Origin of the sequence: Streptomyces sp. NRRL F-4489 (assembly GCF_001509485.1) — a bacterium.
GTDB lineage: Bacteria > Actinomycetota > Actinomycetes > Streptomycetales > Streptomycetaceae > Streptomyces.
The window spans coordinates 21,658-47,771 of the sequence record NZ_LLZI01000239.1; the positions used below are offsets into that span (position 1 = coordinate 21,658).

Annotated in this window: 22 protein-coding genes and 1 pseudogene; 11 read left to right on the forward strand and 12 right to left on the reverse strand. The window is 74.7% G+C overall.

Annotated elements, in window-relative coordinates; all coding sequences use genetic code 11:
• Positions 1-127: 127 nt before the first annotated feature.
• Positions 128-919 carry a PAS domain-containing protein gene (locus tag ADL22_RS22325; RefSeq protein WP_079064340.1) on the forward strand — a complete coding sequence of 264 codons (792 nt, stop codon included), beginning with the start codon at positions 128-130 and terminating at the stop codon, positions 917-919.
• Positions 920-971: 52 nt separating this feature from the next.
• A complete protein-coding gene (locus tag ADL22_RS22330) occupies positions 972-1,436 on the forward strand; it encodes a universal stress protein (protein WP_066982637.1) in 465 nt (154 codons plus the stop codon).
• Positions 1,437-1,481: 45 nt separating this feature from the next.
• Here the strand turns inward: ADL22_RS22330 and ADL22_RS22335 are convergent, their stop codons facing one another.
• Positions 1,482-1,700 (reverse strand): dodecin, encoded by a 219-nt coding sequence (locus ADL22_RS22335; RefSeq protein WP_066982583.1) that lies wholly within the window; start codon positions 1,698-1,700, stop codon positions 1,482-1,484.
• A gap of 467 nt (positions 1,701-2,167) precedes the next feature.
• Here ADL22_RS22335 and ADL22_RS22340 point away from each other — a divergent pair, with 467 nt between their 5' ends.
• The 4 genes and pseudogenes from ADL22_RS22340 (at position 2,168) to ADL22_RS22350 (ending at position 7,076) form a co-directional block, all read left to right on the forward strand.
• Complete coding sequence (locus tag ADL22_RS22340) at positions 2,168-2,743, forward strand: hypothetical protein (protein ID WP_066982585.1); 576 nt, start codon at positions 2,168-2,170, stop codon at positions 2,741-2,743.
• A gap of 27 nt (positions 2,744-2,770) precedes the next feature.
• Positions 2,771-2,896: pseudogene (locus ADL22_RS36345) on the forward strand (cold shock domain-containing protein); the annotation flags it as partial.
• 148 nt (positions 2,897-3,044) lie between these two features.
• Complete coding sequence (locus ADL22_RS22345; RefSeq protein ID WP_066982588.1) at positions 3,045-4,487, forward strand: amino acid permease; 1,443 nt, start codon at positions 3,045-3,047, stop codon at positions 4,485-4,487.
• A 159-nt stretch (positions 4,488-4,646) separates the two neighbouring features.
• Positions 4,647-7,076 (forward strand): GH92 family glycosyl hydrolase, encoded by a 2,430-nt coding sequence (locus ADL22_RS22350; protein ID WP_107116362.1) that lies wholly within the window; start codon positions 4,647-4,649, stop codon positions 7,074-7,076.
• Positions 7,077-7,180: 104 nt separating this feature from the next.
• Here ADL22_RS22350 and ADL22_RS22355 read toward each other — a convergent pair whose 3' ends face one another.
• The 7 genes from ADL22_RS22355 to ADL22_RS22385 form a co-directional block, all read right to left on the reverse strand.
• Positions 7,181-7,393, reverse strand: coding sequence for an EF-hand domain-containing protein (locus ADL22_RS22355; protein ID WP_066982591.1), 213 nt, complete (start codon positions 7,391-7,393; stop codon positions 7,181-7,183).
• A 176-nt stretch (positions 7,394-7,569) separates the two neighbouring features.
• On the reverse strand, positions 7,570-8,862 hold the full coding sequence (locus tag ADL22_RS22360) for an NAD(P)/FAD-dependent oxidoreductase (RefSeq protein ID WP_066982594.1): 1,293 nt from the start codon (positions 8,860-8,862) through the stop codon (positions 7,570-7,572).
• Entirely contained in the window at positions 8,859-9,053 is a 195-nt protein-coding gene (locus ADL22_RS22365; protein WP_066982597.1) for a ferredoxin, read from the reverse strand. Before ADL22_RS22365 ends, ADL22_RS22360 begins: the two co-directional genes overlap by 4 nt.
• A gap of 166 nt (positions 9,054-9,219) precedes the next feature.
• Positions 9,220-10,449, reverse strand: coding sequence for a cytochrome P450 (locus ADL22_RS22370; RefSeq protein ID WP_066982600.1), 1,230 nt, complete (start codon positions 10,447-10,449; stop codon positions 9,220-9,222).
• Between the two features lie 271 nt (positions 10,450-10,720).
• Complete coding sequence (locus ADL22_RS22375; protein WP_066982603.1) at positions 10,721-11,341, reverse strand: TetR/AcrR family transcriptional regulator; 621 nt, start codon at positions 11,339-11,341, stop codon at positions 10,721-10,723.
• A 124-nt stretch (positions 11,342-11,465) separates the two neighbouring features.
• The gene (locus tag ADL22_RS22380) at positions 11,466-12,686 is read right to left on the reverse strand and encodes a CapA family protein (RefSeq protein ID WP_066982605.1); all 1,221 of its coding nucleotides are present in this window, start codon (positions 12,684-12,686) and stop codon (positions 11,466-11,468) included.
• A 111-nt stretch (positions 12,687-12,797) separates the two neighbouring features.
• Complete coding sequence (locus tag ADL22_RS22385) at positions 12,798-14,885, reverse strand: restriction endonuclease (protein WP_066982608.1); 2,088 nt, start codon at positions 14,883-14,885, stop codon at positions 12,798-12,800.
• A 485-nt stretch (positions 14,886-15,370) separates the two neighbouring features.
• On the opposite strand from ADL22_RS22385, the gene ADL22_RS22390 reads away from it, so the two are divergent.
• A complete protein-coding gene (locus ADL22_RS22390) occupies positions 15,371-16,210 on the forward strand; it encodes a nitroreductase/quinone reductase family protein (protein WP_066982611.1) in 840 nt (279 codons plus the stop codon).
• A gap of 27 nt (positions 16,211-16,237) precedes the next feature.
• Here the strand turns inward: ADL22_RS22390 and ADL22_RS22395 are convergent, their stop codons facing one another.
• Complete coding sequence (locus tag ADL22_RS22395; protein ID WP_066982614.1) at positions 16,238-17,797, reverse strand: AMP-binding protein; 1,560 nt, start codon at positions 17,795-17,797, stop codon at positions 16,238-16,240.
• Between the two features lie 162 nt (positions 17,798-17,959).
• On the opposite strand from ADL22_RS22395, the gene ADL22_RS22400 reads away from it, so the two are divergent.
• Positions 17,960-18,535: a TIGR03086 family metal-binding protein gene (locus ADL22_RS22400; RefSeq protein WP_066982616.1), complete on the forward strand. Its 576-nt coding sequence runs from the start codon at positions 17,960-17,962 to the stop codon at positions 18,533-18,535.
• A 91-nt stretch (positions 18,536-18,626) separates the two neighbouring features.
• Here the strand turns inward: ADL22_RS22400 and ADL22_RS35475 are convergent, their stop codons facing one another.
• On the reverse strand, positions 18,627-18,797 hold the full coding sequence (locus ADL22_RS35475; RefSeq protein ID WP_159048710.1) for a hypothetical protein: 171 nt from the start codon (positions 18,795-18,797) through the stop codon (positions 18,627-18,629).
• Between the two features lie 447 nt (positions 18,798-19,244).
• Here ADL22_RS35475 and ADL22_RS22405 point away from each other — a divergent pair, with 447 nt between their 5' ends.
• Positions 19,245-20,669 carry a lipase maturation factor family protein gene (locus ADL22_RS22405; protein WP_066982619.1) on the forward strand — a complete coding sequence of 475 codons (1,425 nt, stop codon included), beginning with the start codon at positions 19,245-19,247 and terminating at the stop codon, positions 20,667-20,669.
• Here ADL22_RS22405 and ADL22_RS22410 read toward each other — a convergent pair.
• Positions 20,563-21,651, reverse strand: a complete 1,089-nt coding sequence (locus tag ADL22_RS22410) for a tetratricopeptide repeat protein (RefSeq protein WP_066982622.1) — start codon at positions 21,649-21,651, stop codon at positions 20,563-20,565. The two genes, ADL22_RS22405 and ADL22_RS22410, sit on opposite strands and share 107 nt — an antisense overlap.
• A 211-nt stretch (positions 21,652-21,862) precedes the next feature.
• Here ADL22_RS22410 and ADL22_RS22415 point away from each other — a divergent pair, with 211 nt between their 5' ends.
• Complete coding sequence (locus ADL22_RS22415) at positions 21,863-23,020, forward strand: lactonase family protein (RefSeq protein WP_066982625.1); 1,158 nt, start codon at positions 21,863-21,865, stop codon at positions 23,018-23,020.
• Positions 23,021-23,083: 63 nt separating this feature from the next.
• Positions 23,084-24,520 carry an amino acid permease gene (locus ADL22_RS22420; RefSeq protein ID WP_079064341.1) on the forward strand — a complete coding sequence of 479 codons (1,437 nt, stop codon included), beginning with the start codon at positions 23,084-23,086 and terminating at the stop codon, positions 24,518-24,520.
• A gap of 196 nt (positions 24,521-24,716) precedes the next feature.
• Here ADL22_RS22420 and ADL22_RS36855 read toward each other — a convergent pair whose 3' ends face one another.
• On the reverse strand, positions 24,717-25,454 hold the full coding sequence (locus ADL22_RS36855; protein ID WP_066982628.1) for a transglycosylase family protein: 738 nt from the start codon (positions 25,452-25,454) through the stop codon (positions 24,717-24,719).
• Positions 25,455-26,114 lie beyond the last annotated feature (660 nt).

Here is a 26,114-nt window from a genome sequence, read left to right on the forward strand (position 1 = left end):
CGGTGCCCCGCTCCGGCCCCGGGAACTGCATGATTGTGCAGTGGTTTGTCGCCGGCCGGTCTTGCGCGGACGGCGCGGATGCGGCAGGGGCCGCCGGCGGCACGGGAGAAAGGGCGGAAACGGGGCGATGCGCGAGGCGGCGGACGGCGGCGCGCCGGGCGGAGACCCGGCGGACAGCGGCATGCCGGAGAGCAACGCGGCGGGCGCGGACCGGGAGCGGCCGGGGCCCGCCGGCCTGCCGGGCCCCGCCGGCCTGCCGTCCGGTTGCGCCGTCAGCCCGTACCGTGACTACTTCCTCATGCTGCTCGACCGCATCCCCATCCCGATCGCGGTGTGCCGGGCCGACGGCGAGGTGCTGATCGCCAATCCGGCGATGGCCGCGCAGTGGGGCGCCGTCCCCGGCCAGCTCCGCGGCCGGAATCTGCTGGACCGCTTCCGGCCCCGCGACCCGGCCCAGATCGCCCGCATCATGGACGCGCTGCGGCTGGGCCGCCGCTCCCGCTACCCGGTACGGGTCGACTGGCGGACCGCGCCCGGGGAAGCGGAACGCACCGGCGAGCTGACGATCGATCCGGTCGGCGACCCGTCCGCCTCCCCGCCCGCGCTGCTGGCCCTGCTCCGCGAGGACACTCCGGCGGCACCCGCCGCGCCGCCCGGGCCGCCCGCCGCGAGCCCGGTGGAGGCCCGGATCCTGGCGCTGGCGGCCGGCGGGGCGACCACCGCCGCGATCGGCGGCGCCCTCGGCCTGACCGTCGACGGGGTCAACTACCACCTCACCCGGCTCTCCCGCCGCTGGCGCGTCCAGGGCCGCACCGCCCTGGTCGCCAAGGCGTACGTCCTGGGCGTGCTCGCCCCGGACCGCTGGCCGCCCGCGCCCGCGCTGCACGGGGACGCCGGGGCGCGGTCGCCCGGCCCCTGACCCCACCGGGCACAGATGTGCGGATAACCTCCCTGGTGTGGAGGACTACGGTGTGGAGGACAACGCAGCGGCCGCGCGGTTCGAACGCGGCACGGACGGCCCGAAGGTCATCGTCGTCGGCGTCGACGGCTCCGACTCGTCCTGGCGCGCCGCGGCCTACGCGGCCGGGCTGGCCCGCCGCCAGGGCTCGAAGCTGGTCATGGTCTACGTCCAGCCGGTGCTGGCCACCGGGGCGGCGATGGGCGCGCCGGTGCTCGACACCACCGGCGAGGTCGCCGAGGAGCTGATGGCCGAGATCCGCAAGGCCACCGAGCGGATGGACGGGATATACCACCTGCGCTGGGAGTTCCACACGCTGCGCGGCGACCCGTACAACGGCATGGTGCGGATGGCCGACGAGCTCAAGGCCGACGCGGTGGTGGTCGGCGCCTCGGAGTCCGCCGGACACCGCATCATGGGCTCGGTCGCGGTCCGCCTGGTGAAGGCCGGGCGGTGGCCGGTGACGGTCGTCCCCTGAAGCCGGCACGCCCCTTCACCTCATGGCTGAGGACCAGCCCGCTGCCTAGCCGCTGGATTCCTCCAGGCGGAAGCCGACCTTCAGGCCGACCTGGACGTGGGCGAGGTGTCCGTCCTCGATGTGGCCGCGGATCTCGGTGACCTCGAACCAATCAACCTGGCGGAGGCTTTCGCAGGCACGGTTGATGCCGTTCCGGATAGCCGGGTCGATCCCTTCGGCGGATGATCCAACGATCTCGGTGACCCGGTAGACGTGGTCTCCCATGTCGTCCGCTCCTTCGTTCCGATGCAATCCACGATGCATGGCGGACAGGCCCTACGCGACTCGGCGCACGGCGTTCGGCCCGCCCGCCGGAGCGGAGGTACAGCCCCACCGTGCTCCTGGAGGCCGGCGGGAACGGCACTGTGCTGGCCACCGGGGTCAAGGAGCCGCATGGGCCTCCACCCGCGCGCAGGTGACCACCCTGGGTCCGTCGCCCCCGTACTCGGGGAACGTCAGCACCACTTTGTCCTTGCCGCCGCCGACCTGCATCGTCGAGTAGCCCGCGTCCTGGCCGTCGATGAGTCCCCCCGACAGGGTGTACTCGCCCCCGAGCCTTCCCTCCCTGCCTCTGCCCTGTGTACCGAGTGCCCCCGGGACCGCTCACACCAGCCCTTTGACCTGCGGCTTCAGGCGGGCGGCAACTCACTGATCCACCCCCCGCGCCCACGCTGGTCCGGCATGATCTGGGCATGGACGAATGGAAGTACACACTTCTCAACGGCGTGATATCCACGGTCGGCTCGCTCGTCGTAGGAGCCCTGGCATTCGTCGCGGCATCCCGGGCCGCATCAAAGGGAATCGACGCCGCCGTCACCGCGGCGGTCACGAGCAACGCGGGTCAGCAGGATCTCACCCTGTGGAAGGGGCGACGGGACACCTACGCCGCGCTGCTGTCTGCCGTTGCCGCCTTCGTGGCCCTCATCAAGACGCCGGAGGGCTCCATCCGCGCCCGTACGGTGGAGGAGCTTGAAGCGCCTCTCCACGCGGCCCTCGCCGATGTGGAACAGCACGCCAATCTGGCACGGCTCGAAGGCCCGCGGGACGAGATCGAGATTCCGGTCAGATCCGTCGTTGCGTTCGCCCGTGACGCGGGGGACCACTACTTGTCCTGGGTCCGCGTTCTCCACGATCTTCCAGCCTGGCCGCCGGTCAGTCGTGAATCGCTCCTCCTGACTCAACAGCAACTTGTCGCGACCCAGCGGCAGCTGGTGGACGCCCTGTACGCGGTCCTCCACCCGCAGGCGCCTGCGAGCCGCTTGAGCTGATCGTGAAAAGTCCCGATTTCCTGTGCCCTTCAGATGGCCGGCTTCCGCGCTATGTCGGTCGGGCAGCAGGTAGACCTCACGTGGGAAGCCCCCGGCTGCAAACAAGACGGTTACGACTACCGCGCGGTGAGCATCGTGCCTCTGCCGGCCTGAGTGCCTGGCGCCGCCACCTTGGGACTGACCCCCGGGGGGCCGATCGGGGCCCCGCCGCCGCGCCGCCTTCGCCCGGCGCTCCCCGCGGACCATGATGATCCGCCGTCGCACCACGGCGGCGACGTACCGAGCGTACGGAGGATCATCCATGGCACGCCTGCTGCGCCCCGGCGAGGGCGTCTGGCGCCGCAAGCCCATCGAGCACATCGAGCAGCCGGAGGGCACCGCGGGCCAGCGGCTCACCCGCGAACTGGGCCTGTGGCAGCTGACCGCGATCGGCGTCGGCGGGATCATCGGCGCCGGCATCTTCACACTGGCCGGCACCGTCGCCAACGGGACGGCCGGCCCCGCGGTCCTGGTGTCCTTCCTCATCGCGGGCGTGGCCAGCGCCGCCGCGGCGTTCTCGTACGCGGAGTTCGCCGGGCTGATCCCGAAGGCCGGGTCGGCCTACACCTACGGCTACGCGGTCCTGGGTGAACTGGCCGGCTGGTTCATCGGCTGGGACCTGCTGCTGGAGTACACCGCGATCGTGGCGGTGGTGGCGATCGGCATCTCCGGCTACTTCTCCTTCCTCCTCGGCGAACTGGGCGTGCGGCTGCCGGCCTGGATGCTCGGCGCGCCCGGCACCGGCCCCGGGCACCGGGTGGACCTCTTCGCGGCGGTGCTCTGCCTGCTGATCGCCTATCTGCTCACCCTGGGCATCCGCAACGCGGCCCGCTTCGAGACGCTGGTGGTGGGGCTGAAGGTGCTGGTGGTGCTGGTGGTCGTCGGCGTCGGCTTCTTCCACCTCGACACCGCCAACTACCGGCCCTTCTTCCCGTTCGGGGTGAGCGGCGCGTTCACCGGCGCGGCGACGGTCTTCTTCGCGGTCTTCGGTTACGACGCGATGAGCACCGCCGCCGAGGAGTCCAAGGACGCCCAGCGCCACATGCCCCGGGCGATCCTGTACTCGCTGGCCGTCTCGATGGTGCTGTACGTGCTGGCCTGCCTGGTGCTGACGGGGATGGAGAACTACCGGCGGATCGACCCGGAGAGCGGTTTCTCGTCGGCGTTCAAGTCGGTGGGACTGGACGCGCTGGCGGACGTGATCGCGGTCGGCGCGATCATCGGCATCCTGACGGTGATGTTCACGTTCATGCTGGGTGTGACCCGGGTCTGGTACGCGATGAGCAGGGACGGGCTGCTGCCGCGGTGGTTCGCCAAGACCAGCGCCACCCACCACGTGCCGGTGCGGGTCACCTGGATCGCGGGGTGCGCGTCCGCGCTGATCGCCGGCTTCCTGCCGATCGGCGAGGCGGCCGAACTCACCAATATCGGCATCCTGCTGGCGTTCGTGGTGGTCTGCGTCTCGGTGATCGTGCTGCGCTACAAGCGGCCGGACCTGCCGCGCACCTTCCGCACGCCGGGCATGCCGGTGGTCCCGGCGCTCGGGGTGTGCTTCTCGCTGTGGCTGGTGACGTTCCTGGCCTGGCAGACCTGGGTGCGGTTCGCGGTGTGGTTCGTGGTCGGCCTGGTCGTGTACTTCTCGTACTCCTACCGCCGGTCGGCGCTGGCGGCGGCGGAGGGGACGGGTGCGGGCGACGGGCGGTGACGGGCCCGCGCGCCGATGCCGCGGCAGGGCCGTCTGACGGCTGGCCGGTTCCTTTCCCGCGGTGGTCCGCCCACCGCCGCGTCCTCTTGACGGGTCGTCAGGCCGGGCCAAGAATGACCCCGCCTCCGACAACGTTGTCGGCCCTCTGGAGGTCTTCTCATGCCCTGGACCGGACGTGACCGGCCCCGTCTCGCGGGCGCGGCGCTGGCGGTGGTGCTGCTGGCGGGCGCGCTCACCGTGCCCGCCGCGCAGGCCGCCCCGAACTCGCGGACCGGCCCGGCCGCGCCGGAGCGGGCCGGTGAGCGCCTCACCGATCTGGTCAACCCCTTCATCGGCACGCGCGACGAGGGCAACACCTTCCCCGGGGCGGCGGTGCCGTTCGGCATGGTGCAGCTCTCCCCCGACACCGGGCACAGCACCGGCTACGACTACGACGACCACCGGATCCGCGGGTTCGGGGCGGTGCACCTCTCCGGCGTGGGCTGCGGGCTCGGCGGCGACCTGCCCGTCCTGCCGACCACCGGCCGGATCACCGCGACCGACAACGCCGCCTACGCCGCCGCCTTCACCCATGACGGCGAGCGGGCCCGCCCCGGCTACTACCGGGTGCGGCTGACCTCGTACGGCGGGATCACCGCCGAGCTGACCGCGACCGCCCGCACCGGCCGGCAGCGGTACACCTTCCCGGCCACCGACCAGGCCAATGTGCTGATCAACGCCGGCCAGTCGCTGCACCGGACGGTCTCCACCCGCGTCGAGGTACTGGACAACCGCACCGTCCGCACCGCGCTCACCGGCCGCGGCTTCTGCCAGGACACCCGGCCGTACACCCTCTACACCGTCACCCGCTTCAGCCGCCCGTTCACCGCGTACGGGACCTGGCGCGGTGACACCGTGACGCCCGGGTCGCGGGACTCCACCGCGCCCGGCCGGCACGGCGCGTACGTCCGCTTCGACACCCGCCGGGACCGCGTGGTCGAGGCGACCACCGCGCTGAGCTACGTGGACGCGGCGGGCGCGGCGGGCAACCTCCGGGCGGAGGGCGGGAGTTCGTTCGCCGCGGCCCGGGCGGCGGCGGACGCGGCGTGGGAGCGGCGGCTGCGGCTGGTGCGCGTCAGCGGCGGCGACCGGACGCTGCGGCGGACCTTCTACTCGTCGCTCTACCGCGCGTTCCTGGCGCCCAATATCGGCGGCGACGCGGACGGGCGGTACACCGGCTGGGACGGGCGGCCGCACCGCGCCCAGGGCTTCACCTACTACCAGAACTGGTCGCTGTGGGACACCTACCGCACCCAGACCCAGCTGCTGTCGCTGCTCGCGCCGCGCGAGGCGCGGGACATGGCGCTGTCGGTGCTGCGGATCGACCGGGAGGGCGGCTGGCTGCCCAAATGGGGCTACGGCACGGTCGAGACGAATGTGATGACCGGCGACCCGGTGACGCCGTTCCTCACCAACGCGCTCCGGCAGGGGCTGCTGGCGGGGCACGAGGAGGAGGCGTACGCGGCGCTGCGGAAGAACGCCGACGGGGTGCCGCCCGCGGCGTCCCCGGCGGTCGGCCGGGAGGGCAATCCGGAGTACTTGAAGGGCGGTTACGTCCCGTTCGTGAAGGGAAGGCCGCACCGCAAGCCGGGTGATTCGGACTACGACCACGGGGCCTCGGCGACGCTGGAGTACGCGCTGTCGGACGCGATGCTGGCGCGGGTGGCGGCGGATCTGGGCCATCGCGCGGACGCGGACCGCTATGCCGCGCGGGCGCTGAACTACCGGCGGATCTTCGACCGTTCGACCGGCTTCTTCCGGGCCCGGGACGCGGCGGGCGCGTTCACCGGGCCCGCGGATCCGGCGAAGGGCGAGGGCTTCCACGAGGGCACGGCCTGGCAGTACCAGTGGCTGGTGCCGCAGGACCTGCCCGGGATGCTGGCGCTGCTGGGCGGCAGGGAGAAGGCGGCGGAGCGGCTGGACGCCTTCTTCGCCTATCCGCGGCTGCTGAAGGATCCGGCGCGGACCGCCCGCGAGGTGTGGGTGCACGGGCCGTACGACTACTACAACGCGGACAAGTACAACCCGCAGAACGAGCCGGACCTGATCGCCCCGTACACCTATCTCTCGACCGGCCACCCCTGGAAGACGACGGATGTGGTGCACGCCGCGCTGACGCTCTTCACCGACAGCCCGTCCGGGATGACCGGCAACGACGATCTGGGGACGATGTCGGCGTGGATGGTGCTGTCGTCGATCGGGCTGTTCCCCGTGCAGCCGGGGACCGATACCTGGGGGCTGAGCACACCGGTCTTCGACCGGGTGGAACTGACGCTGGACCGCCGGTACTTCCCGGCGGGCCGTCTCACCGTCACGGCGCCCGGCACCTCGTCCGCCCACCGCTACATCCAAGCGGTGCGGTTCGGCGGCGCCCCGCTGGACCGGACCTACCTCACCACCGCCGACCTGCGCACCGGGCGCCAACTGGCCTTCGCTGTCGGCCCGGAGCCGTCCCGCTGGGGCACCGGCGCGCAGGCGGCCCCGCCCCCGGTGGGCACGCCCGCGTCGCTCGCCCGGGCGGCGCGGCAGCCGGGCGGCGGCGGGCGCTGAGGGCGCGCGGCGGTACGCGGAGTACGCGGGCGGGGCCGGTGGCGGGGCGTGCGCCCGCGGGCGGGGCCGGCGGCTCCGGCCCGCGGGCCGGGCCGCGGCGGGGCTCAGCCCTGGATGGAGCGCCAGAACTCGTCGAAGGACATCAGGCCGTCGCCGTCGGTGTCCTTGGCGTTGATGACCGCCTCGGCCATCGGGCCGGTGACCAGCGGGTCGCCCATCTCGGCCATGGCGCGCTTGAACTCGTCCGGCGTGACCCGGCCGTCGCCGTCCGCGTCGAACCGCGCGAACGTCGCCCTGGCCTGCTCTATGTCTGCCACGGGTGGTGCCCCTTCGTCGTGCCGCGGCCGTCGCGTGCCGGCCGCGGGGTGAACTGACCCGCGTACAGTAGCGGACCGCCGGGGACCGAGCCGTCGTGCGGCTGCCGGGGGCGGCAGCCCCGGGAGCGGGTGCCCCCGGGGCCGGCCGGTCAAGCGCGCCCGCCAGGTGCCCCGGGTCAGGCGGCGGCGGTGGCGGCCTGGACCTTGGCGCGGGCCTCCTCCCAGGGGACGGGCGTGGCGACCACCGCGCGCAGGGCGCGTATCTGACGGGGCGGCAGGGCGGCGGCGAGCACCCCGACCGCCCGGCCGTCGCGGCCGAAGAGGGCCACGGCGCGGCGGGCGTCGCGGTCCAGGACGGTGGTCTCCACCTCGTCGGCGCCGGTGGTCAGGCCGTACGCCTGGAGCTTGAGGGCGTACTGGTCGGACCAGAAGTACGGCACCGGGGCGAACGGCCGGCGCTCCGGGGGCTCCGCGCCCTCGGCGGCGCCCGGCAGGGCCCCCTCGGCGGCGAGCTCGGCGACGAGGTTGCGGGCGGCGGCCATGGCCTGCTCGGTGGCGTTCATCCGGTGCTCGAAGCGGAGCGGGCGGCCGTGCACCGGGTGGTCCCAGCGGGCCACGTCGCCCGCGGCGTAGATGCCGGGGGCGGCGGCGCAGTAGGCGTCGCAGCGCAGGCCGTCGGTGGTGTCCAGGGCCGGGTCGGTCAGCCAGCCCACGGCGGGCGCGGAGCCGATGGCGAGCAGCACCAGGTCGGCGGGCAGCAGTTCGCCGCCGGCCAGCCGGACGCCGCCGACCCGGGCCGGCGCGTCCGCACCGGCCGTCGTGGCGGCCGTCTCGAACCCGGCCACTTCTCCCGTCAGCAGCCGGACGCCGCGCGCCCGGTGCTCCTCGGCGAGCAGTTCCCCGATCCCGCTGCCGACCGCGGCGGCCATCGGGACCGGTTCCCGGCCGACGAGGGTGACGTCGTGGCCCAGCTCCCGGGCCACCGCGGCGGCCTCGCAGCCGAGGACGCCGTTGCCGACCACGACCAGGCGGCGGGGGCCGCCGGCCAGGTCGCCGCGCAGGGCGAGGGCGTCGTCCAGGGTGCGCAGGGTGAAGACGCCGGCCAGGCCGTCGGCGGCGGGCAGGGTGCGGGCCGCCACCCCGGTCGCCACGATCACGCCGGCGCAGGCCAGGCGCTCCCCGCCGTCCAGGGTGAGGGTGCGGGTGGCGACGTCGAGGCCGGTGGCGCGGGTGCCGAGCCGCAGGTCGAGGCCGAGCGGGTCCAGCTGCTCGCCGGTGCGCAGCCGCAGCCGCTCCGGCTCCCAGGCGCCGTGCAGCAGCTGCTTGGACAGCGGCGGCCGGTCGTACGGGAGGTGGGGTTCGTCGCCGATCAGGGTCAGCAGGCCCGTCCAGCCGGCCCGGCGCAGGGCCTCGGCGGCGGTGATACCGGCCGCCGAGGCCCCGACGACGGCGATCGGGAGGGCGGTCATTCCTGGACCTCGATGACGGCGGCCGGGCAGATGGCGGCCGCCTCGCGGACCGCGGCGTGCTGCTCGGCGGGCGGTTCGGCGTCGAGCAGGACGACCACGCCGTCCTCGTCCCGCTGGTCGAAGACCTCGGGGGCGATCAGCACGCACTGACCGGCGGCACAGCACTTGTCGGCGTCAAGGGTGATCTTCATGGTGGTGGCTCCGTGGGGGATGCGAACTGCGGGTTGCGCGTTGCGAGTTGTTGCGGATTGCGGGTAGCGGGTTGGTGCTTCCGTACGGGTCGTTCCGGTGAGGATCATGCCGTACGGGTGGTGGGCGCGGGCGGGCCGGCGGCAAACCGGCCACCGCGGGCCCGGGTCACCAGACGACGGGCAGGGAGTGGCAGCCGTAGATGGCCATGTCCGTGCGGAACGGGATCTCCTCGACGGGCACGGCGGGCCGCATCGCGGGGAAGCGCCGCAGCAGGGTGGCTATGACGACCTGGAGCTCGACCCGGGCCAGGGCCTGGCCGAGGCACTGGTGGATGCCGTAGCCGAAGGCGACGTGGTGCTGGGCGTTGGGCCGGCGGACGTCGAGGCGGTCGGGGTCGGCGAAGACGGTCTCGTCGCGGTTGGCGGACGGGACGGCGACCACCACGCCCTCACCGGCCCTGATGAGCTGCCCGCCGATCTCGATGTCGGCGGTGGCGACCCGGCGGGGGCCGTTGCGGATGATGCTGTGGAAGCGCAGCAGCTCCTCGACGGCGCCGCGGATCAGGGACGGGTCCTGGCGCAGCTGCTCGGCGGCCTCCGGGTCGCGCATCAGCGTCAGGGCGCTCAGGCCGATCATGTTGGCGGTGGTCTCGTGCCCGGCGATCAGCAGCAGGGCGGCGAACGCGGTGACGTCGTCGTGGCCGATCTCGCCGGTGCGCTGCTGCTCGGTGATCAGCCGGCCGAGGATGTCGTCGCCCGGCTCCTTCTCCTTCGCGGTGACCAGCGCGTCGAGGTACTCGCGCAGCTCGACCCGGGCGGCCTCGCGCGCGTCCTCGGCGATGGTGCGGGAGAGCAGCTTGCCGGTGAGGTGCTGGAAGACGTCGTGGTCCTCGTACGGGACGCCGAGCAGCAGGCTGATCACCAGCGAGGGAACGGGCAGCGCCAGCGCCTCGACCAGATCGACCGGCTCGCCGGACCGGCGCTCCATGGCGTCGCACAGCTCGTCGGTCAGGCGCTGGATCTCCGGGCGCAGCGCCTCGACGCGCTTGACCATGAACTCCCGGGTGACCATCCGGCGCAGCCGGGTGTGCTCGGGCGGGTCCATGCGGATGAAGCCGCGGTGCTGGGTGCTGCCGCCGCCGGTCATGCCGCTGAGGGGGTAGCCGGGGACGGTGGTGTCGGAGCTGAAGCGGGTGTCGCCGAGGATCGCGCGGATGTCGGCGTAGCGGGTCGCGAGCCAGGCGCGGCTGCCGTCGGGGAGCGAGATCGGGGAGATCGGCGCCTCGGTGCGCAGGGTGCCGAACTCGGCAGGGGGGTCGAAGGGGCAGCCGGCCGGGGGCTGGACGGGCAGCGGCCCCGGGGCGGCGGGAACTGTCGTGTCGATCATGTCGGTCATCTCGCTCCTCGCGCGCACACCGGTGGGTGTGCGCCATGCGTCGATCCTTCGCCTAACAAGCGTAAACTTACATGCGTAATGAGCGGGTAAACGCCGAGGGTCCCGAGCGGAAAGTGACGGAAGGAACAGACGGGCGGGGGCGGAGGACCCACAGGCCAGGCGCACAGGCCCGGGGCGCAGGTCCCGGCAGCGGGCATGCCGAAGGCCCCGCAACAGGTACGCGAAAGGCCCCGGCCGTATACGAACGACCGGGGCCTTGGGGCGCTCCCGCTCAGCGCTCCAGCAGCAGTTGAAGGATCTCGTCCACGAACCGGTCCAGCCGGCCGGTGTCCTTGCGGCTGGGCATGACCTGCCAGATCATCACCCGGCCGTGCACCGCCGACCACAGCAGGTACGGCGCCTCGGCGCGCGAACCGCGCACCCGCCAGCCCGCCTCCTCGCAGGCGGTCAGCGCGTGGTGCCAGCTGCGCACCAGCAGCCCGGCCGGGTGCCCGGCGAGCCGTTCGGGGTCGACCGGGCTCTGCCGGGTCTCGTAGAGCAGCCGGTAGTTGGCCGGGTGCGCTATGGCGTAGCGGCAGTAGGCGCGGAGCTGGGCGCGCAGCCGCTCCACCGGATCGTCCTCGTCGGCGCGCTCGGCGGCGTCGGTCATGGCGTGCGCCAGCCGCTCGTAGCTGATCTCCAGCGTGGCCCAGACCAGCTCGGTCTTGTCGGCGAAGTGCCGGTAGATGCTCGGCGCGGCGACCCCGGCCTCGCGGGCCACCGCGCGCAGCGACAGCGCGTCCTCGCTGCCGACCTCCTCCAGGAGGCGCTCGGTCGCCCGCAGCAGCTCCTCCCGCAGGCGCTCGCCCTGGCCGCGGGGGTTGCGGGGCCGGACGGCCGCACTCTCGCTCACTGCCCTCCGGCTCCTTTCCTGCCTGGCCGATCCGGTGGTCGGCGGGTCCGCGTCTCCACAAGGGTTTCACATCGCGGCGGCGTTCCGTACGGGAGGACCGCCGCCGGCCCGCGGGCGCCGCCGGTCAGCGCCCCCGTACGAGCCCGTCGTCCGCCGCGCCGCGGCTGAGCACCGCCCGGCGGATCTCGGCCCGTGCGTCCTCGTACCCGGGGGTCCGGCCGAGGTCGAGGACGCGTACGGGCGGGCCGGTGTCGGTCAGCAGCGGTACGTACTCGGCGCGGGCGACCCGCCAGCGCTCCCCGGGGCGCGCGGGCGGCACGAAGCGGAACCGCGCGGCCGTCCCCCAGTCCCCGCGCTCCTGGCTCATCGCCCCGGCGAGCTGGTCGCCGAGCCCGTAGACGACCCAGGTGCCGTTGACCTTCTCGAACGGCTGCGGGGTGTGGGCGCGGCCGCCGCCGACGATCAGGTCGATGGCAGGGCGGCCGCCGGCGCGGGCGGCGGTGAGGGTGCGGGCGAGGCGGAGCTGCCGGGTATCCGGGGCGGTGCGGTACTCGGTGCCCCAGTAGGGGCTGACGACCACCACATCGGCACCGGCGCGGCGGGCCGCCCGGGCGTCGGCGAGGACGCGCCGCGGGTCGAGCGGGGCGATCGCCCAGGGCGCGTCCTCCGGGGGCCGGTCGCCGTCGGTGGCGTAGGCGTAGGCGAGGTGGGCGACCAGGGCGCCGCCGGGGGTGCGCAGCAGGGCCGGGCGGGCGGCCTCGGCGGCGTCCCGGGCGGTGCCGGTGTGCCGCAGGCCCACGGTGTCCAGCGCGTCGAGGGTCCGGCGGACGCCGTCCGGGCCCTGGTCGAGGGCGTGGTGGGAGGCGGTGGCGCAGGAGTCGAAGCCGGTCGCCTTGAGGGCGGCGGCGATCTGCGGCGGGGCCTGGAGCGCCGGGTAGCCGGTGAACGGGCCGTCCAGCGGGCCGAGCGGGGCCTGGAGGTGGCAGAGGGCGAGTCCGGCGCCGGAGATCAGGGGCCGGATGCCGCGCAGCATCGGCCGGAAGTCGTAGCCGCCGGCCACCGGTGCGTCGTCCCGCGCGGTGTCGAGGACGTCGGGGTGGGTGGGGATGACGTCACCGGAGGCGATCAGGGTGAACGGGCGGGCGGCCGGAGCGCCGGCCCGGTGGTGCGGGACGGGCCGGGCGGCGCGCTGCGCGGGGTGCGGCGCGGCGGGCCGCCGGGCGCCGGACCCCGGTGCGTCGGCCGGTGGGGCATCCGGCCCGGCGCCGCAGCCGGTGGCCAGTGCGGCCAGAGCCGCGAGGACGGGGAGCAGGGCGGCCGCTGCGTACCGGGAGAACGCGCTCATATCCGACAGATACCAGTCGTTCGATGACGGAAATCGACCGTATGCGGCGGTGTCCGCCGCTGTCCCCCGGACGGCCCTGGCGCCCCGGGACCGCCCCCGGCCCGCGCCCCCTCAGGCCACCTCGATCCCGAAGTCGGCCACCAGGGCGGCCAGGCCGCCCGGATAGCCCTTGCCGCCCAGGACGAATTCCCAGTCGCCGCCGGCGCGGCGGCGGAACGAGCCGAGGACCAGCGCGCGTTCGCCGGGCCGTCCGTCCGAGACCGGCAGCTGGTCCAGTTCCCCGCCGGCGGCGTCCAGGAGGCGGATCCGGGCGTCGGCGAAGCCGCCGAGGTGGCCGTCCGGGTCGGTCTCCGGGTCCACGGCGGCGACCAGCACCAGCCGGTCGGCGGCCGGCGGCAGTTCGCCGAAGCCGACCCGCAGCGCGGCCCGGTCCTCGGTGACGCCGGGCAGCATCCGCACCGAACCGTCCGGTGTGGCGGGGTTGTTGAAGAAGACGAAGTGGTCCTCGCCGAGGACCGTGCCGCCCGCGCAGACCAGGGCGCAGATGTCCAGGGCGGCCGGGCCCGACCAGTTCAGGGCGAGGACGTTGTGGTCACCACCGGGCGGGCCGGCGGGCGGTGCGGGGGCGTCGCCGCCGGGGCCGAGGCGGCCGCGCAGCCCGTGGCGGCCGAGCAGGTCGACGAGTTCCGGCCCGGCTATCAGGGTGAGCGGCTTCCCCTGGGCGAAGCTGTGCGCGCCCGGCCCGAACTGCGAAGTGGTCACCAGCACGCCCTTGTTGGCGCCCTCGGACTGGACGGTGCCGTACAGGTCGCGGACGGCGGTCGGCGGGACGGTGGCGCGGTAGCGCTTGACCTGGACGACGATCTTGCCGCCGCGGACCGGGTCCGGGTCGAGGGCGTCCACGTCGATCCCGCCGTCGCCGGAGCGCTGGGTGGTGACCGCCTGCATGCCCATGGCGCGGAACAGCTCGGCGATCAGCTGCTCGAAGGCGAGCGGGTCCATGGCGTACAGGTCCGGTTCGCCCTCGGTGCCGTGGGAGACCACCGCGCTGCCGCCCGATATGTCGTCCGGACGGCGGCCGGGGCGTACCGGGGCGCGCTGGTCGGGGCGGGCGGAGAGCTGTCCGCGCAGGCCCTCGGTCAGGCACTCGGGGGCGCTGACCTTGTCCAGGTGGAAGGAGGCGAAGGCGTCGCGGGTGGCGAGCACGGTGGCCAGGACGATCTTCGCGGGGCGGCCGGTGACCGGGTCGACGTCGTCGACGAAGCCGTTGAGGGCCACCGAGTCCAGGGCGCCGTGCGGGTCGGCGGCGAACAGGTCGCGCAGCACCAGCAGGACGCTCTGGGCGAGCACGTCGCGGTACAGGGCGCGGCGCTGGGCGGCCGGGCGGGCGGTCTCCCGCTCCTCGTCGGGGGTGGGGAGGTAGCGGACGGCCTTGGCGGCGGGGACGGTGTCGTAGCCGGGCAGTTCCCAGTCCAGGACGAGCTGGCGGGCGGCGGTGTCATAGCCGGCGCTGAGCTGGCGGGGGAAGCCCTCGGGCCAGGAGGTGCCGGAGTACAGGGCGGCGGAGAAGTATTCGACGACCGCGTCCGGTTCGCCGGCGCGCAGGCCGGCGAGGAGTTCCGCGACACCGGCGTTGTGCTGCCGGATCTCCGCGAGCGCGGCGGCCGCCCACTGGTCGTACTGCTGCCGGTAGGCGGCGAGCCGGGCCTGCCGCTGGGCCTCGGCGGCCTGGGCCGCGTACCAGTCCTGCTCGAAGCGGGCGCGGGCCTCCTGCTGGGCGCGGTCCCGGCGGGCGCCGAACTGCATTCCGCCGGCGTGCGCCTGGTAGCGCGCCGGGTCGGGCATCGCCACCGGGGTGGCCAGGGCGCCGGGGGCGAACGGCTCGACGCGTTCGGGGCGGAGCAGGGCGTCGGCGGTGAAGGCGGGCGCCCGGCAGCCGGCGGCGAGCAGGCCGGTGAGGGCCTCGACCCGGGCGTCGAGCTCCTCGGTGCGGCGCTGGGCGTCGGCCTCGCGCTGCCGGCGGTAGGCGGTCTGCCGTTCGCGGTGCATCCGCGCCATGGCGCGTTCGGCGGCGCGGGCCTGGCGCTCCTGGTCGCGCTGCTGCTGCGCGCGGGCGCGGTGTTCGGCCTCCGCCCGGCGCTGCTGCTGGCGCTGCGCCTCGGCCCAGATGCCGAGTAATCCCTGGGAACGGCGGCTCATCTCGCGGTTCGTCCTCCCCCCGGGGCAGCCCCCGGTTCCCGTGGCAGCCGCGTGTCTGTGCCGGTCTGCCCTGGTCTGCTGTGGTGCCGACTGTATCGGGGGCCATGGCGGCGGTGGACGGGGGCGGCGAACGGAGCGATCGGTTCCGCGTTGCCTTCGTACGGGTGTGCCCGTACGGTGGGCGCCGTGACTACCGGGTCGGCCTTGGGCCACGCACGAGTTGGGCACCCGGTCACTCAGTGACCGCGCGGCGGGTACGCGACCCGCCCCTGCCCCTTCCCCCTCACTTCCTTCCGCTTCTCCGCGCACCCGCACCGCGCCGCCGGCACCGCCGCGCGCGGCCGCCCGGCGCGCCCTCTTCCACCCGCACCACCGACGCCGCCGTGCCGCGCGCCCTGCCGCGCCGCCGCCGTCGGGTGGGCGCTTCACCCTGCCCTGGCGGCGGTCCCGCCCCGGGCTTCTCATCCCTGGAGACGCACCCCTTCATGCCCCTTGACTTCAACCAGCAGGTCATCAACGAGTTCCGGGCCAACAACGGCCGGGTCGGCGGCCCCTTCGAGGGCGGCCGGCTGCTGCTGCTCACCACCACCGGAGCCCGGACCGGCGCCCGGCACACCACGCCGGTCGGCTATCTCCCCGACGGCGAGCGGGTGTTCGTGATCGCCTCGGCCGGCGGCTCCCCGCGCCACCCGCAGTGGTTCCGCAACCTCGTCGCCCATCCCCGGGTGACGGTGGAGAACGGGATCTTCACCTACGAGGCGGAGGCCACCGTCCTGGCCGGCGCGGAGCGCGACGAGGTGTTCGCCCGCGCCGTGGAGGCCGATCCGGGCTGGGCCGCCTGCCAGGAGAAGACCCGGCGGACCATCCCGGTGGTGGCGCTGACCCCGGCGCAGGCCGGTCCGCCGCGGTTCGCCGGGGCGACGCCGGGCGAGACGATGGGCCTCGTGCACGAGGCGCTCCGCCGGGAACTGGCCCTGATCCGCCGGGAACTGACCGCCACCGGGACGGTCCTGGGCGCCCAGCTGCGCGTCAACTGCCTGACGCTGTGCCAGGGCCTGGACAACCACCACAAGGGCGAGGAGCTGATGATGTTCCCGGCGCTCCGCCGCCAGCGGCCGGATCTGGCGCCCGTCCTGGACCGGCTCGACGAGGAGCACCGGAGCATCGCGGCGCTCCTCACCGCGCTGCGGGAGGTGCTGGCCGCGCCGGCCGCGGATCCCGGCGCGGTCCGCGCCGAGGTCGAGCGGCTGACGGATGAGCTGGAGGAGCATCTCACTTATGAGGAGCGGGAGTTGATTCCGGTGCTGGACGCGGCGGTGGGCTGAGCGGGGGACGCGCGGCGGCCGCCGGGGTCATATCCGGCGGCCGTGGCCGTCCCAGTACGGGTCCCGCAGGCGGCGTTTGAAGAGCTTGCCGGACTCGTCCCGGGGGAGCCGCTCCTCGAAGACGACCGTGCGCGGCACCTTGTAGCCGGCCAGCCGCCCGGCGACATGGGCGCGGACCGCGGCGGCGGTGAGCCGCACCCGGGGGTCGGTCTCCAGGTGGGCGGCGAGCGCCTCGCCGTACTCCTCGTCGGGGACGCCGAACACCGCGGCGTCCCGCACCCCGTCCAGGGCGAGCAGGCAGCCCTCGATCTCCGCCGGGTAGATGTTGACGCCGCCGGAGATGACCAGGTCGGCGCGGCGGTCGCTGAGGTAGAGGTAGCCGTCCTCGTCGAGGTGGCCGAGGTCGCCGAGGGTGACGTATCCGGGCAGCCCGGGGGCCTCCATGGCGGCGCGGGCGTCCGGGTGGCCGAGGTAGCTGAAGCGGGGCCAGAGGTCGGCGGGCCGGACGTAGACCTCGCCGGTGGCGCCGGGCGGCAGCACCTGCCCCTCGGGGCCGAGGACGGCGACCGCGCAGGTGCCCTGGGCGCGGCCGACGGTGCCCGGGCGGGCCAGCCACTCGGCGCTGTCGCACCAGGTCACCGCGCCGGTCTCGCTGCCGCCGTAGTACTCCCGCAGGACCGGTCCCAGCCAGTCGATCATGGCGTGTTTGATATGCGGCGGGCAGGGCGCGGCGGCGTGCACCACGGAGGTCAGCGAGGACAGGTCGTAGCGCTCGCGGACCTCCTTGGGCAGCCGCAGCAGCCGGACGAACATGGTGGGGACCATCTGCGTCTGCTGGATGCCGTACCGCTCGACCAGCCGCAGGAACTCCTCGGCGTCGAACCGCGGCATCAGCGTGATGTCCAGTCCGGCCGCCAGCGCCAGCGCCGCGTGCTGGCTGGGCGCGGCGTGGTAGAGGGGCGCCGGGATCAGCGTCCGGCCGCCGGGCGGGACCGCGAAGTATTCGAGGAAGCCCGCGACCGCCTCGGCGAGCCGCTCCGGGCCGACCGGTTCGCGCAGCACCCCTTTGGGGCGGCCGGTGGTGCCGGAGCTGTAGATGACGGTGGGCGGGCGGTCCTCGACGGGGCGGGCCAGCGGCGGATGCTCCGTCAGCCAGGTGTCGAGGAGCGGGTGGCGGCCGGTGGCGGGCGGGGCGGGCAGGCCGCAGGCGACGGCCACCCCGGGCGGTACGGGGACCTCGACGACCGGGACGCCCTCGGGCAGCACGGCGGTCACCGCGGGCAGCAGATCGGTGTGCGCGAAGACCACCGCGCTGCCGCTGTCGGTGAGCACATGGCGCAGGTCGTCCTGGTGGAAGTGCCAGTTGACGGGGACCGCGCAGGCGCCGAGCTGGGCGGCCGCGGCGGTGATCTCCAGGTGCGCGGGTTCGTTGCGCAGCACGACCGCGACCCGGTCGCCGGGCCCGACTCCCAGCTCGGACAGGCCCGTTGCGATCCGGGCGGCGCGGTCGAGGAGTTCCGGATAGCCGCGCTCGTGGCCGGCGCAGCGCACGGCGGGGGCGGCGGCGGGCGGTGCGGCGGGTTCCATGGTGCCTCCAGGGGGAGCGGCCAGGACCGGCGCACACCGGTCCGGCTCATTGAACAGCCAACCGCCGGGCGCCCACCAGAGCGCCCCGCGCCATCCCGCCCCGGTGCTCCGATCGCCCCGCACCGGGCGCCGCCGCCGGTGCCCGCTCCTATTCTCGACACCATGAACGACAACGCGATCCTGCGCGCCCACGGCGAGGCGTTGGCCCTCTTCGGTACCCGGGTGCACGCCGTCCGGGAGGACCAGTGGGAGGCGCCCACCCCGTGCACCGAGTGGTCGGTGTTCGACCTGGTCAACCATCTGACCGCGGAGCAGCTGTGGGTGCCGCGCCTGGTGCGGGACGGCGCCACGATCGCCGAGTTGGACGGGGACTTCGACGGCGACCAGCTGGGCGAGGACCCGGTGGGCGCCTGGGACCGGGCGGCCGCGGCGGCGCACGCGGCGTTCGCCGGGCCGGGCGCGCTGCGCCGCTCCGTCCACCTCTCCTACGGCACGACCCCGGCCGACGCGTACTGCACGCAGATGACCGCGGACGCGGTGGTGCACACCTGGGACCTGTCGCGGGCGATCGGCGCGGACGAGCGGCTGCCGGCGGAGCTGGTGTCGGCCGCGCTGCGGGAGGTCGAGCCGTACGCCGGGGCGCTGGCGGGCACCGGGCTGTTCGCGCCGCCGGTGAAGCCGCCGCGGGGCGCGGACGAGCTGACCCGGCTGCTGTGCCTGCTGGGCCGCCGGCCCTGAAGCCGGGCGCGCGGACCGGATGCTGAACGGCCGCCGGCCCCGGCCCCACCGCGGGGGCCGGGGCCGGCGCCGGCGTTCCGGTCGGCCGGGGTCAGTCGATACCGCGGACGATATGGGTTTCGCCCGGATCCTCCTCGCAGCCCGCCAGGCGCACCGGGGCGCCGCGGTCCCACGCTTCGAGGTTGCGGACTTCCTTGATCCGCCCGGGGCGCTCGCCCTGCTTCAGCCGGGGCTGCTTGGGTTGAGCCTTGTGCACTGCCACCACGCACTCCTTCTTCGAGGTATCGGTCCGACGCGGTGGCGCCATGGGTCACAAACCGGGAGGTCGGCCAGGGTTTGCGGCGTTCCCGCGACGGGCCAATGGTGTTGGCGTCTCCCAGGAGGGTCGTCCGTCACCTGCCAGGATATCGGCGCGACCGGCGGACCGCTCGGCGATTTCCGGTGGCTGCGGCGGGTCGTCGGGGGGCCGGAAAGCCGCCCGGCGCTCCGGCCCGCTCCGGGGCGCTCCCGGGCGCGCCGCCACGCTCCGTCATTCACCCCACCGGCCGTCAGCCCGCCTCGCCGGCCCCCGTCCGCGCGGCGTCCGGGGCACCCCGGTTGCCGCCGCCGGGCCGCTCCGTAGCCTGGGAAGGTAGCGCGTATGCGCGAGCGGAGTCCGCCCGCGCGCCGTGCCCGGTGCGCCGGTGGCCGCGGTGCTACCCATGGGCGGGTGGAATGGTTCGCGGATCCTGGTTCTTGGCTCGGGCGGCTGGTCTTCCAGCGGATGCTCGCGGTGCTCTATCTGGTCGCGTTCACGGCGGCGGCCCGGCAGTTCCGGGCGCTGCTGGGCGAGCGGGGGCTGCTGCCGATCCCCGCCTTCACCGCGCGGGTGCCGTTCCGGGTCTCCCCCTCGGTGTTCCACCTGCACTACTCGGACCGCTTCTTCGCGGGCTGGGCGTGGGGCGGGGCGGCGCTGGCGGCGGCGGTCGCGGCGGGGGCGGCGGACGCGGTGCCGCTGTGGGCGGCGATGGCGATGTGGGCCGTGCTGTGGGCGATGTACCTCTCCGTCGTCAACGTCGGGCAGACGTGGTACGGCTTCGGGTGGGAGACGCTGCTGCTGGAGGCGGGGGTGCTGGCGGTCTTCCTGGGCAACGCCGCCACCGCTCCCCCGGTGCTGACCATGTGGCTGCTGCGCTGGCTGCTGTTCCGGGTGGAGTTCGGCGCCGGGCTGATCAAACTGCGCGGCGACCCCTGCTGGCGCGATCTGACCTGCCTGTACTACCACCACGAGACGCAGCCGATGCCCGGCCCGCTGAGCTGGTTCTTCCACCGCCTGCCCAAGCCGCTGCACCGGGTCGAGACGGCCGCCAACCACGTCGCCCAACTCGTGCTGCCGGTGCTGCTGTTCACCCCGCAGCCGGTGGCCGGGTGGGCGGCGCTGGGCATGGCGGTCACCCAGCTGTGGCTGGTGCTGTCCGGCAACTTCGCCTGGCTGAACTGGATCACCATCGCGCTGGCGCTGTCGGCGGCGGCCCCGCTGTGGGGCGGTCCGCCGGCCGGGCCGGGCGCCGCGCCGGTGTGGTTCGAGGCGCTGGTGATCGCCGCCGCGGCCGGCGTCATCGGCCTGAGCTACCGCCCGGCACGCAACCTCATCACCCGGGGCCAGCTGATGAACACCTCCTACGAACCGCTGCGGCTGGTCAACTCCTACGGCGCGTTCGGCAGCATCACCCGCGTCCGCCGGGAGATCGTCATCGAGGGCACGGCGGACGCGGTCTCCGGTCCGGGAACGACCTGGGAGGCGTACGAGTTCCACGGCAAGCCGGGCGAGACGGGCCGGCTGCCGCGCCAGTTCGCGCCGTACCACCTGCGGCTGGACTGGCTGATGTGGTTCGCGGCGCTGTCGCCGGCCTACGCCCGGCCGTGGTTCGGGCCGCTGGTGTCCCGGCTGCTGGAGAACGACCGGGACATCCTGCGGCTGCTGCGCCGCAATCCGTTCCCGGACGTGCCGCCGGCCCGGGTGCGGGCGCGGGTGTTCCGCTACCGCTTCACGACCTGGCGGGAACTGCGGGAGACCGGCGAGTGGTGGCACCGGAGCGCGGAGCGGGAGTTCCTGCCGCCGGTGTCGCGGTCAGCTCCGCGCGGAAGGCGATGACCGCCTCGCGGGCGTGGCGCAGCCCGATGCGGGCGACCTCCCGCTCCAGGGCGTCGAGTTCGGCGAGGGTCGCGGCGCGGTCGCGGCCCAGCCGGGCGCGGGACTTGGCCAGCCCCAGCCGGGACAGCGCCTGGCCGCGCGGCTCCCGCATCTCCTGGAACTCCCCCAGCGCCAGCGCGTAGGTGTCGCGGGCGGCGGCGTAGCGTCCTGCGCGGTAGAGGACGTTGCCGCGCATCTTGTGGTTGTAGGCGAGCGCGCCGGCCAGGTCCATGGTGCGGCACAGCGTCTCGGCCTCGGAGAGCAGGGCCAGCGCCCGGTCCGGCTCGCCGCGGAGCGAGAGCACATCGGCCACCCCGCGCAGCGACCAGGCCCGGCCCCGGTGGTCGGCGGCCCCCTCGGCGATCCGCGCGGACTCCTCGAAGAGCTCCAGGGCCTTGGCGTGGTCGCCGGTGTTGCGGTGCATCTGGGCTATGCCGGACATCGCCCAGACCATGTGGCGGGCCTCGCCGTGCTTCCGGGCCTGGGCGAGGAGTTCCTCGTGGAGGGCGGCGACGGCGGCGTAGTCGCCCTGGATGCGGCCGGTCTCGGCGAGGCCGGCCAGCGCGTAGCCGTGGGCCAGGCGGTCGCCGCCGGTCTCGGCCAGCGCCACCGCGTGCCCGAGCAGCCGGCGGGCCAGCGGCAGGGTGCCGCACTGGCGGGCCAGGGTGCCGCCGCTCCACAGCGCCCAGGCCATGGCGGCCGGGTCGCCGGCGGTGCGGGCGGCGCGGTAGGCGGCCCGCCAGGCGGTGCCGGCCGCCTCGACGCGGCCCAGCCGCCGGTTGGCCTCGGCGACGGCGAGCTGGGCTCTGGAGCGGGCGAGCGGGGTGGTAGCGGCGGCCAGGGCGCGGTGCGCGGTGGCCAGGACCTCCTCGTACGAGGAGTTCACGCTCAGTGCCGCGCCCAGTTCGCCCTGGTACTCCGGGGCGAATGCCTTGCCGTACATCGTTCTGGCCTCTCGCTCATCCGTTTGCGGTGATCACGAACGAACGTACGGAAGGCGGGGGGTGCGGCGAATCCGTCCGGGTATGGGTTGTGGCGTACGACTGGAGTGCTACGCGCGGGGCCGGTGGTCATCACCGGGACGTACGGGGTTCCTGAGGGTAGCCAGGCTGACGGTTCATCAATTCAGTTATGCAGCAGGGGTGGTGGGGTGGATGAGGGAGACAGGGTCCGGGGTGCGGGGCGGGGTCGGGCGGCGGCGGTTCGTTGCGGCGGCCGGGGCGGTGGCGGCGGGCGCGGCCGGGGTGGCGGCGGGGCCTGCCGGGGCGCGGCGGGAGCGGCGGCTGTTCCTGGGGACGTACACCTCGCGGCCGGGCGGCGGCAGCGGCATCGGGCTGGCCGGCTACGACCCGGCGACCGGGGCGCTCACCGCGCGCGGGGTGGTGGCCGGGGTCGCCGACCCGTCGTATCTGGCGCTCGCGCCGGACCGCCGCACGCTGTACGCGGTCGACGAGCGGACGGACGGCGCGGTGACGGCGGTGGCGCTGCCGCGCGGCGGCGACCCGGTGGTGCTGGGCAGCCGCTCCACGGGCGGGGACGGGCCGTGCCACCTGTCCGTGCATCCGGGCGGGCGGTGGCTGCTGAGCGCCAACTACGTCTCCGGGAGCGTGGCGGTGCACCCCATCGACCCGGCCACCGGGGCGCTGGGGCCGCGTACGGACCTGGTGGCGCACGCCTTCCCGCCGCCCGGCCCCGGGCAGACCGGGCCGCACGCGCACCAGATCACCACGGCCCCGGACAGCCGCCACGTCCTGGCGGTGGACCTGGGCAACGACACCGTCTACACCTACCGCCTCGACCGGCGGGCCGGGACGCTGGCACCGGTGGCGTACGCGGTGCTGCCGCCCGGCTCCGGCCCGCGGCACCTGACGTTCCACCCCTCGGGGGCGTACGCCTATCTGGCCAACGAGGTCGGCAACACCGTCGCGGTGTGCCGCTACGACCCGGGCAGCGGGCGGCTGGTGCCCGGGGAGCCGCAGTCCACCGGGACCGGCCCCGGGGTGAGCTATCCGGCGCAGCTCCTGGTCACCCGGAACGGGCGGTTCGCGTTCCTGGCCAACCGCGGCCACAACAGCCTCACCCGCTACGCGGTGGCGGACGGCGGCGCCCGGCTGCGGCTGCTGGACACCGTCCCGGTGGGCGGGGATTTCCCCCGGCAGCTGGCCTTCTCACCGGACCAGCGGTGGCTGTTCGCGGCGAACCAGAAGTCCGGGACGGTGACGGTGTTCGCGGTGGACGCCCGGAGCGGGGCGCTGACCCGGACCGGTGCGCCGTTCCCCGCGCCGATGGCGGTGTGCGCGCTGCCCTGCTGAGCGGCAGCGGCTGCAACACTGCGGCAACAGCGCCGCAGGATTGGCGCGTTAGCGTCGCGCCCCATGAGTACGGGAACCACACCCTCCGGCGCCGAGACCGCGCCGGACACCGGGCCGCCGCGGCCGGCCCCGTCCGGGACCGCCGCGGACCCCGCCGGCGGCGGCCTGCGGCAGGGCCTCAAACGCCGCCATATGTCGCTGATCGCGCTGGGCGGGGTGATCGGCGCCGGGCTGTTCGTCGGCAGCGGGGTGGTGATCCGGTCCACCGGGCCCGCCGCGGTGCTGTCGTTCCTGGCGGCCGGCGGACTGACCGTCCTGATCATGCGGATGCTCGCCGAGATGACGGTGGCCCGCCCGGCGCTCGGGTCGTTCTACGCGCATGTGCGGGAGACCCTCGGGCGCCGGGCCGGCTTCGCGGTGGGCTGGCTGTACTGGTACTTCTTCGTGATCGTGGTGGCCGTGGAGGCGGTGGCGGGCGGCCGGATCGTCCGGCTGTGGCTGCCCGGCGCCCCGCTGTGGGCGGTGAGCCTGGTGCTGATGGCGCTGCTGACCGCGACGAACCTGGTCTCGGCCCGCTCCTACGGCGAGTTCGAGTACTGGTTCTCGTCGGTCAAGGTCGTGGCGATCGCGGTGTTCCTGTTCCTCGGCGGGCTGTATGTGCTCGGGCTGTGGCCGGGCTCGTCCGGCGGGCTGGGCCTGCTCACCGCGCACGGCGGTTTCGCGCCGGCCGGTATCGGCGCGGTACTGGCCGCCGTCGTGCCGTGCGTCGGCTTCTTCACCGGCGCGGAGATCGTCACCATCGCGGCCGCCGAATCGGCCGAGCCGGAGCGGGCGGTGGCGGGCGCCATCCGGTCGATCGTGCTGCGCGTGGTGGCGTTCTACGTGCTGTCGGTCCTCGTGGTGGTCGCGGTGGTGCCGTGGACAGCGCGGGCGATCGAGGTCAGTCCGTACGCGGCGGTGCTGGACCGGCTGGCGGTGCCGGCGGCCGGGACGGTGATGAACGCCCTGGTGCTGATCGCGGTGCTGTCCTGCCTGAATTCCGCGCTCTACACCTCGTCCCGGATGCTCTTCGCGCTCACCCGCAACGGGGACGCGCCGCGCGGCTTCACCCGGGTCAGCGCGAGCGGCGTACCGCGGCGGGCGCTGCTGGCCGGGACGTCGGCCGGTTATCTGTCGGTGATCGCGGCCTGGATCTCGCCCGATGTCGTCTTCGCCTTCCTCATCAACTCCTACGGTGCGATCGCGCTGTTCGTGTATCTGGCGATCGCGGTGGCGCAGCTGCGGATGCGGCGCCGTCTGGAGCGCGAGGAGCCGGAGCTGCTGACCCTGCGGATGTGGGGCTTTCCATGGCTGAGCCGGCTGACGATCGCGCTGATGGCGCTGGTGATCGGGGCGATGGCGGTACTGCCGGACAGCCGGGCGCAGTTCTGGCTGAGCCTGCTCACGCTGGGTGTGGTGCTGGCCGCCTACGAGGTGCGGCGGCGGGTCGGGCGGGACTGAGCCAACGCGCGCGGCAGGCCGTCCGCGGCGCCCCGGACGGCCTGCTCTCCCCCTCACGCGCCGGTTTCCGCGGTCCTCCGGAAAGCCCGGGGAATTCCGGGCGGGGACGTGTGCACCCGTCCCCGGGAATTCCGCTCACTTTTCCGTGGATTGCCTCTTCCGGCGGTTCACTTCACTGGGCCGGGTCCACCTGCCGTCATTCCGTACCGGAACGGTGGACGGTCAGCCGGGTGCCCGGGTAGATGAGATTCGGATCGGCGCCGATAACCTGGCGGTTCTGCCGGTAGATTTCCTCCCAGGGCTTTCCGTGGACGGCGCCGATTCCGCTGAGCGTATCGCCGGTGTTGACCACCACGGTGCCGCCGGAATCGCGGTGCCGCGGCTTTTCGTACGGGGTGCGGTGGGGCTTCTGCCGGGCCGTGCGCGGGTGCGCGGGCGCGGCCTTCCGGGGGGCCGGGAGGGTGGGTGTGCCGCCGCCGCGGGGGATGCCGCGCAGGCCCAGGGAGGCCGCGCAGGCCGGCCAGGCGCCCCAGCCCTGGCGGGCCAGGACCCGCTCGGCGACCTGGATCTGCTGCGCGCGGCTGGCCCGGGAGGCGCGCGGCGCGTAGGCCCGGCCGCCGAAGGAATGCCAGGTCGAGTGGCCGAACTGCAGCCCGCCGGAGAATCCGTTGCCGGTGTCGGTACGCCAGTTGCCGCCGCTCTCGCACTGGGCCAGGCGGTCCCAGGTGGTGCCGCTCACCGCCTCGGCCGGTTCCTCGGAGACCACGCCCAGCGCGCCGGCCGCCAGCAGGACGGCGGCCGCGGTGACGCTGCGGGCGCCCCGGCCGCGGACCGCCTCGGCGCGGGCGGCCCGGCCGGCCGGCGGGTGCTCCGCGGCCCGGTTCTCCTGCGTTTCCGGCGATTCCTGGGCTTCCGGTACGGCTTGCGTTTCCATGTGCGTACTCCCGTCGCGTGTGCTGTTCCTGTTCGAATGGCGCCCGTTTCCGGATTTCCGGCAGGCCGGGCCGGGCGGGCGCGCGAAGTTGTCAGCGATGTCGGCGAGTTCTGGGATTTCGGATCGTCGGGTGGTTTCTCCGGGTGGTCGAATTCGACGGGCAAGAGACAACCATGGCCGGGTCGGCACGGGCAGAGCGCGCGGTAGCGCTTTCGGCGGGCGCTCTGCCCCCTCGCCGCCGGAAGGGGTGCGGAATCCTCCGCATGGTGCACGGGGCCGGGGGGTAGGGGCGCACCCCTCGTGCCCCGGGGGACGGCCCCGCCGACTATCGGGCGCGCGTTCGATTCCCGCGGGTTACGCGCTGTGCCTCCGCCGGCCTCGGGGCATACGCGCGGCGGGGGGCCGCACGGACCGCGCACGGCCACCGGGGCGGTGCGACCGCCCGCCGCGCACCGGGACGCGGCGGGGCTCTCCCCGCCCTTCGGGCGGGCGCCGGGGGGGCCGCCGCCCGCGGGGCCCCCCCCCCCCGCCAACCGGCCCCCCGCCCGGGGGCCCCGGCCCCCCCCGCCGACCGCTTCACCGCCGCCGCGGCCGTCCTCCGCCACCTCGTCACCGACCCGCTGCTGCCGGACCCGCTGCTCCCCGCCGACTGGCCCGGCG

What these genes read in the sequence shown, in the direction of transcription:
- ADL22_RS22325 (WP_079064340.1), top strand. Translation starts at nt 128, where the DNA reads ATGCGCGAGGCGGCGGACGGCGGCGCGCCGGGCGGAGACCCGGCGGAC.
- ADL22_RS22335 (WP_066982583.1), bottom strand. Translation starts at nt 1,700, where the DNA reads ATGGGAGACCACGTCTACCGGGTCACCGAGATCGTTGGATCATCCGCC.
- ADL22_RS22340 (WP_066982585.1), top strand. Translation starts at nt 2,168, where the DNA reads ATGGACGAATGGAAGTACACACTTCTCAACGGCGTGATATCCACGGTC.
- ADL22_RS22345 (WP_066982588.1), top strand. Translation starts at nt 3,045, where the DNA reads ATGGCACGCCTGCTGCGCCCCGGCGAGGGCGTCTGGCGCCGCAAGCCC.
- ADL22_RS22350 (WP_107116362.1), top strand. Translation starts at nt 4,647, where the DNA reads ATGCCCTGGACCGGACGTGACCGGCCCCGTCTCGCGGGCGCGGCGCTG.
- ADL22_RS22360 (WP_066982594.1), bottom strand. Translation starts at nt 8,862, where the DNA reads ATGACCGCCCTCCCGATCGCCGTCGTCGGGGCCTCGGCGGCCGGTATC.
- ADL22_RS22365 (WP_066982597.1), bottom strand. Translation starts at nt 9,053, where the DNA reads ATGAAGATCACCCTTGACGCCGACAAGTGCTGTGCCGCCGGTCAGTGC.
- ADL22_RS22370 (WP_066982600.1), bottom strand. Translation starts at nt 10,449, where the DNA reads ATGACCGACATGATCGACACGACAGTTCCCGCCGCCCCGGGGCCGCTG.
- ADL22_RS22380 (WP_066982605.1), bottom strand. Translation starts at nt 12,686, where the DNA reads ATGAGCGCGTTCTCCCGGTACGCAGCGGCCGCCCTGCTCCCCGTCCTC.
- ADL22_RS22385 (WP_066982608.1), bottom strand. Translation starts at nt 14,885, where the DNA reads ATGAGCCGCCGTTCCCAGGGATTACTCGGCATCTGGGCCGAGGCGCAG.
- ADL22_RS22390 (WP_066982611.1), top strand. Translation starts at nt 15,371, where the DNA reads ATGCCCCTTGACTTCAACCAGCAGGTCATCAACGAGTTCCGGGCCAAC.
- ADL22_RS22395 (WP_066982614.1), bottom strand. Translation starts at nt 17,797, where the DNA reads ATGGAACCCGCCGCACCGCCCGCCGCCGCCCCCGCCGTGCGCTGCGCC.
- ADL22_RS22400 (WP_066982616.1), top strand. Translation starts at nt 17,960, where the DNA reads ATGAACGACAACGCGATCCTGCGCGCCCACGGCGAGGCGTTGGCCCTC.
- ADL22_RS22410 (WP_066982622.1), bottom strand. Translation starts at nt 21,651, where the DNA reads ATGTACGGCAAGGCATTCGCCCCGGAGTACCAGGGCGAACTGGGCGCG.
- ADL22_RS22415 (WP_066982625.1), top strand. Translation starts at nt 21,863, where the DNA reads ATGAGGGAGACAGGGTCCGGGGTGCGGGGCGGGGTCGGGCGGCGGCGG.
- ADL22_RS22420 (WP_079064341.1), top strand. Translation starts at nt 23,084, where the DNA reads ATGAGTACGGGAACCACACCCTCCGGCGCCGAGACCGCGCCGGACACC.
- ADL22_RS36855 (WP_066982628.1), bottom strand. Translation starts at nt 25,454, where the DNA reads ATGGAAACGCAAGCCGTACCGGAAGCCCAGGAATCGCCGGAAACGCAG.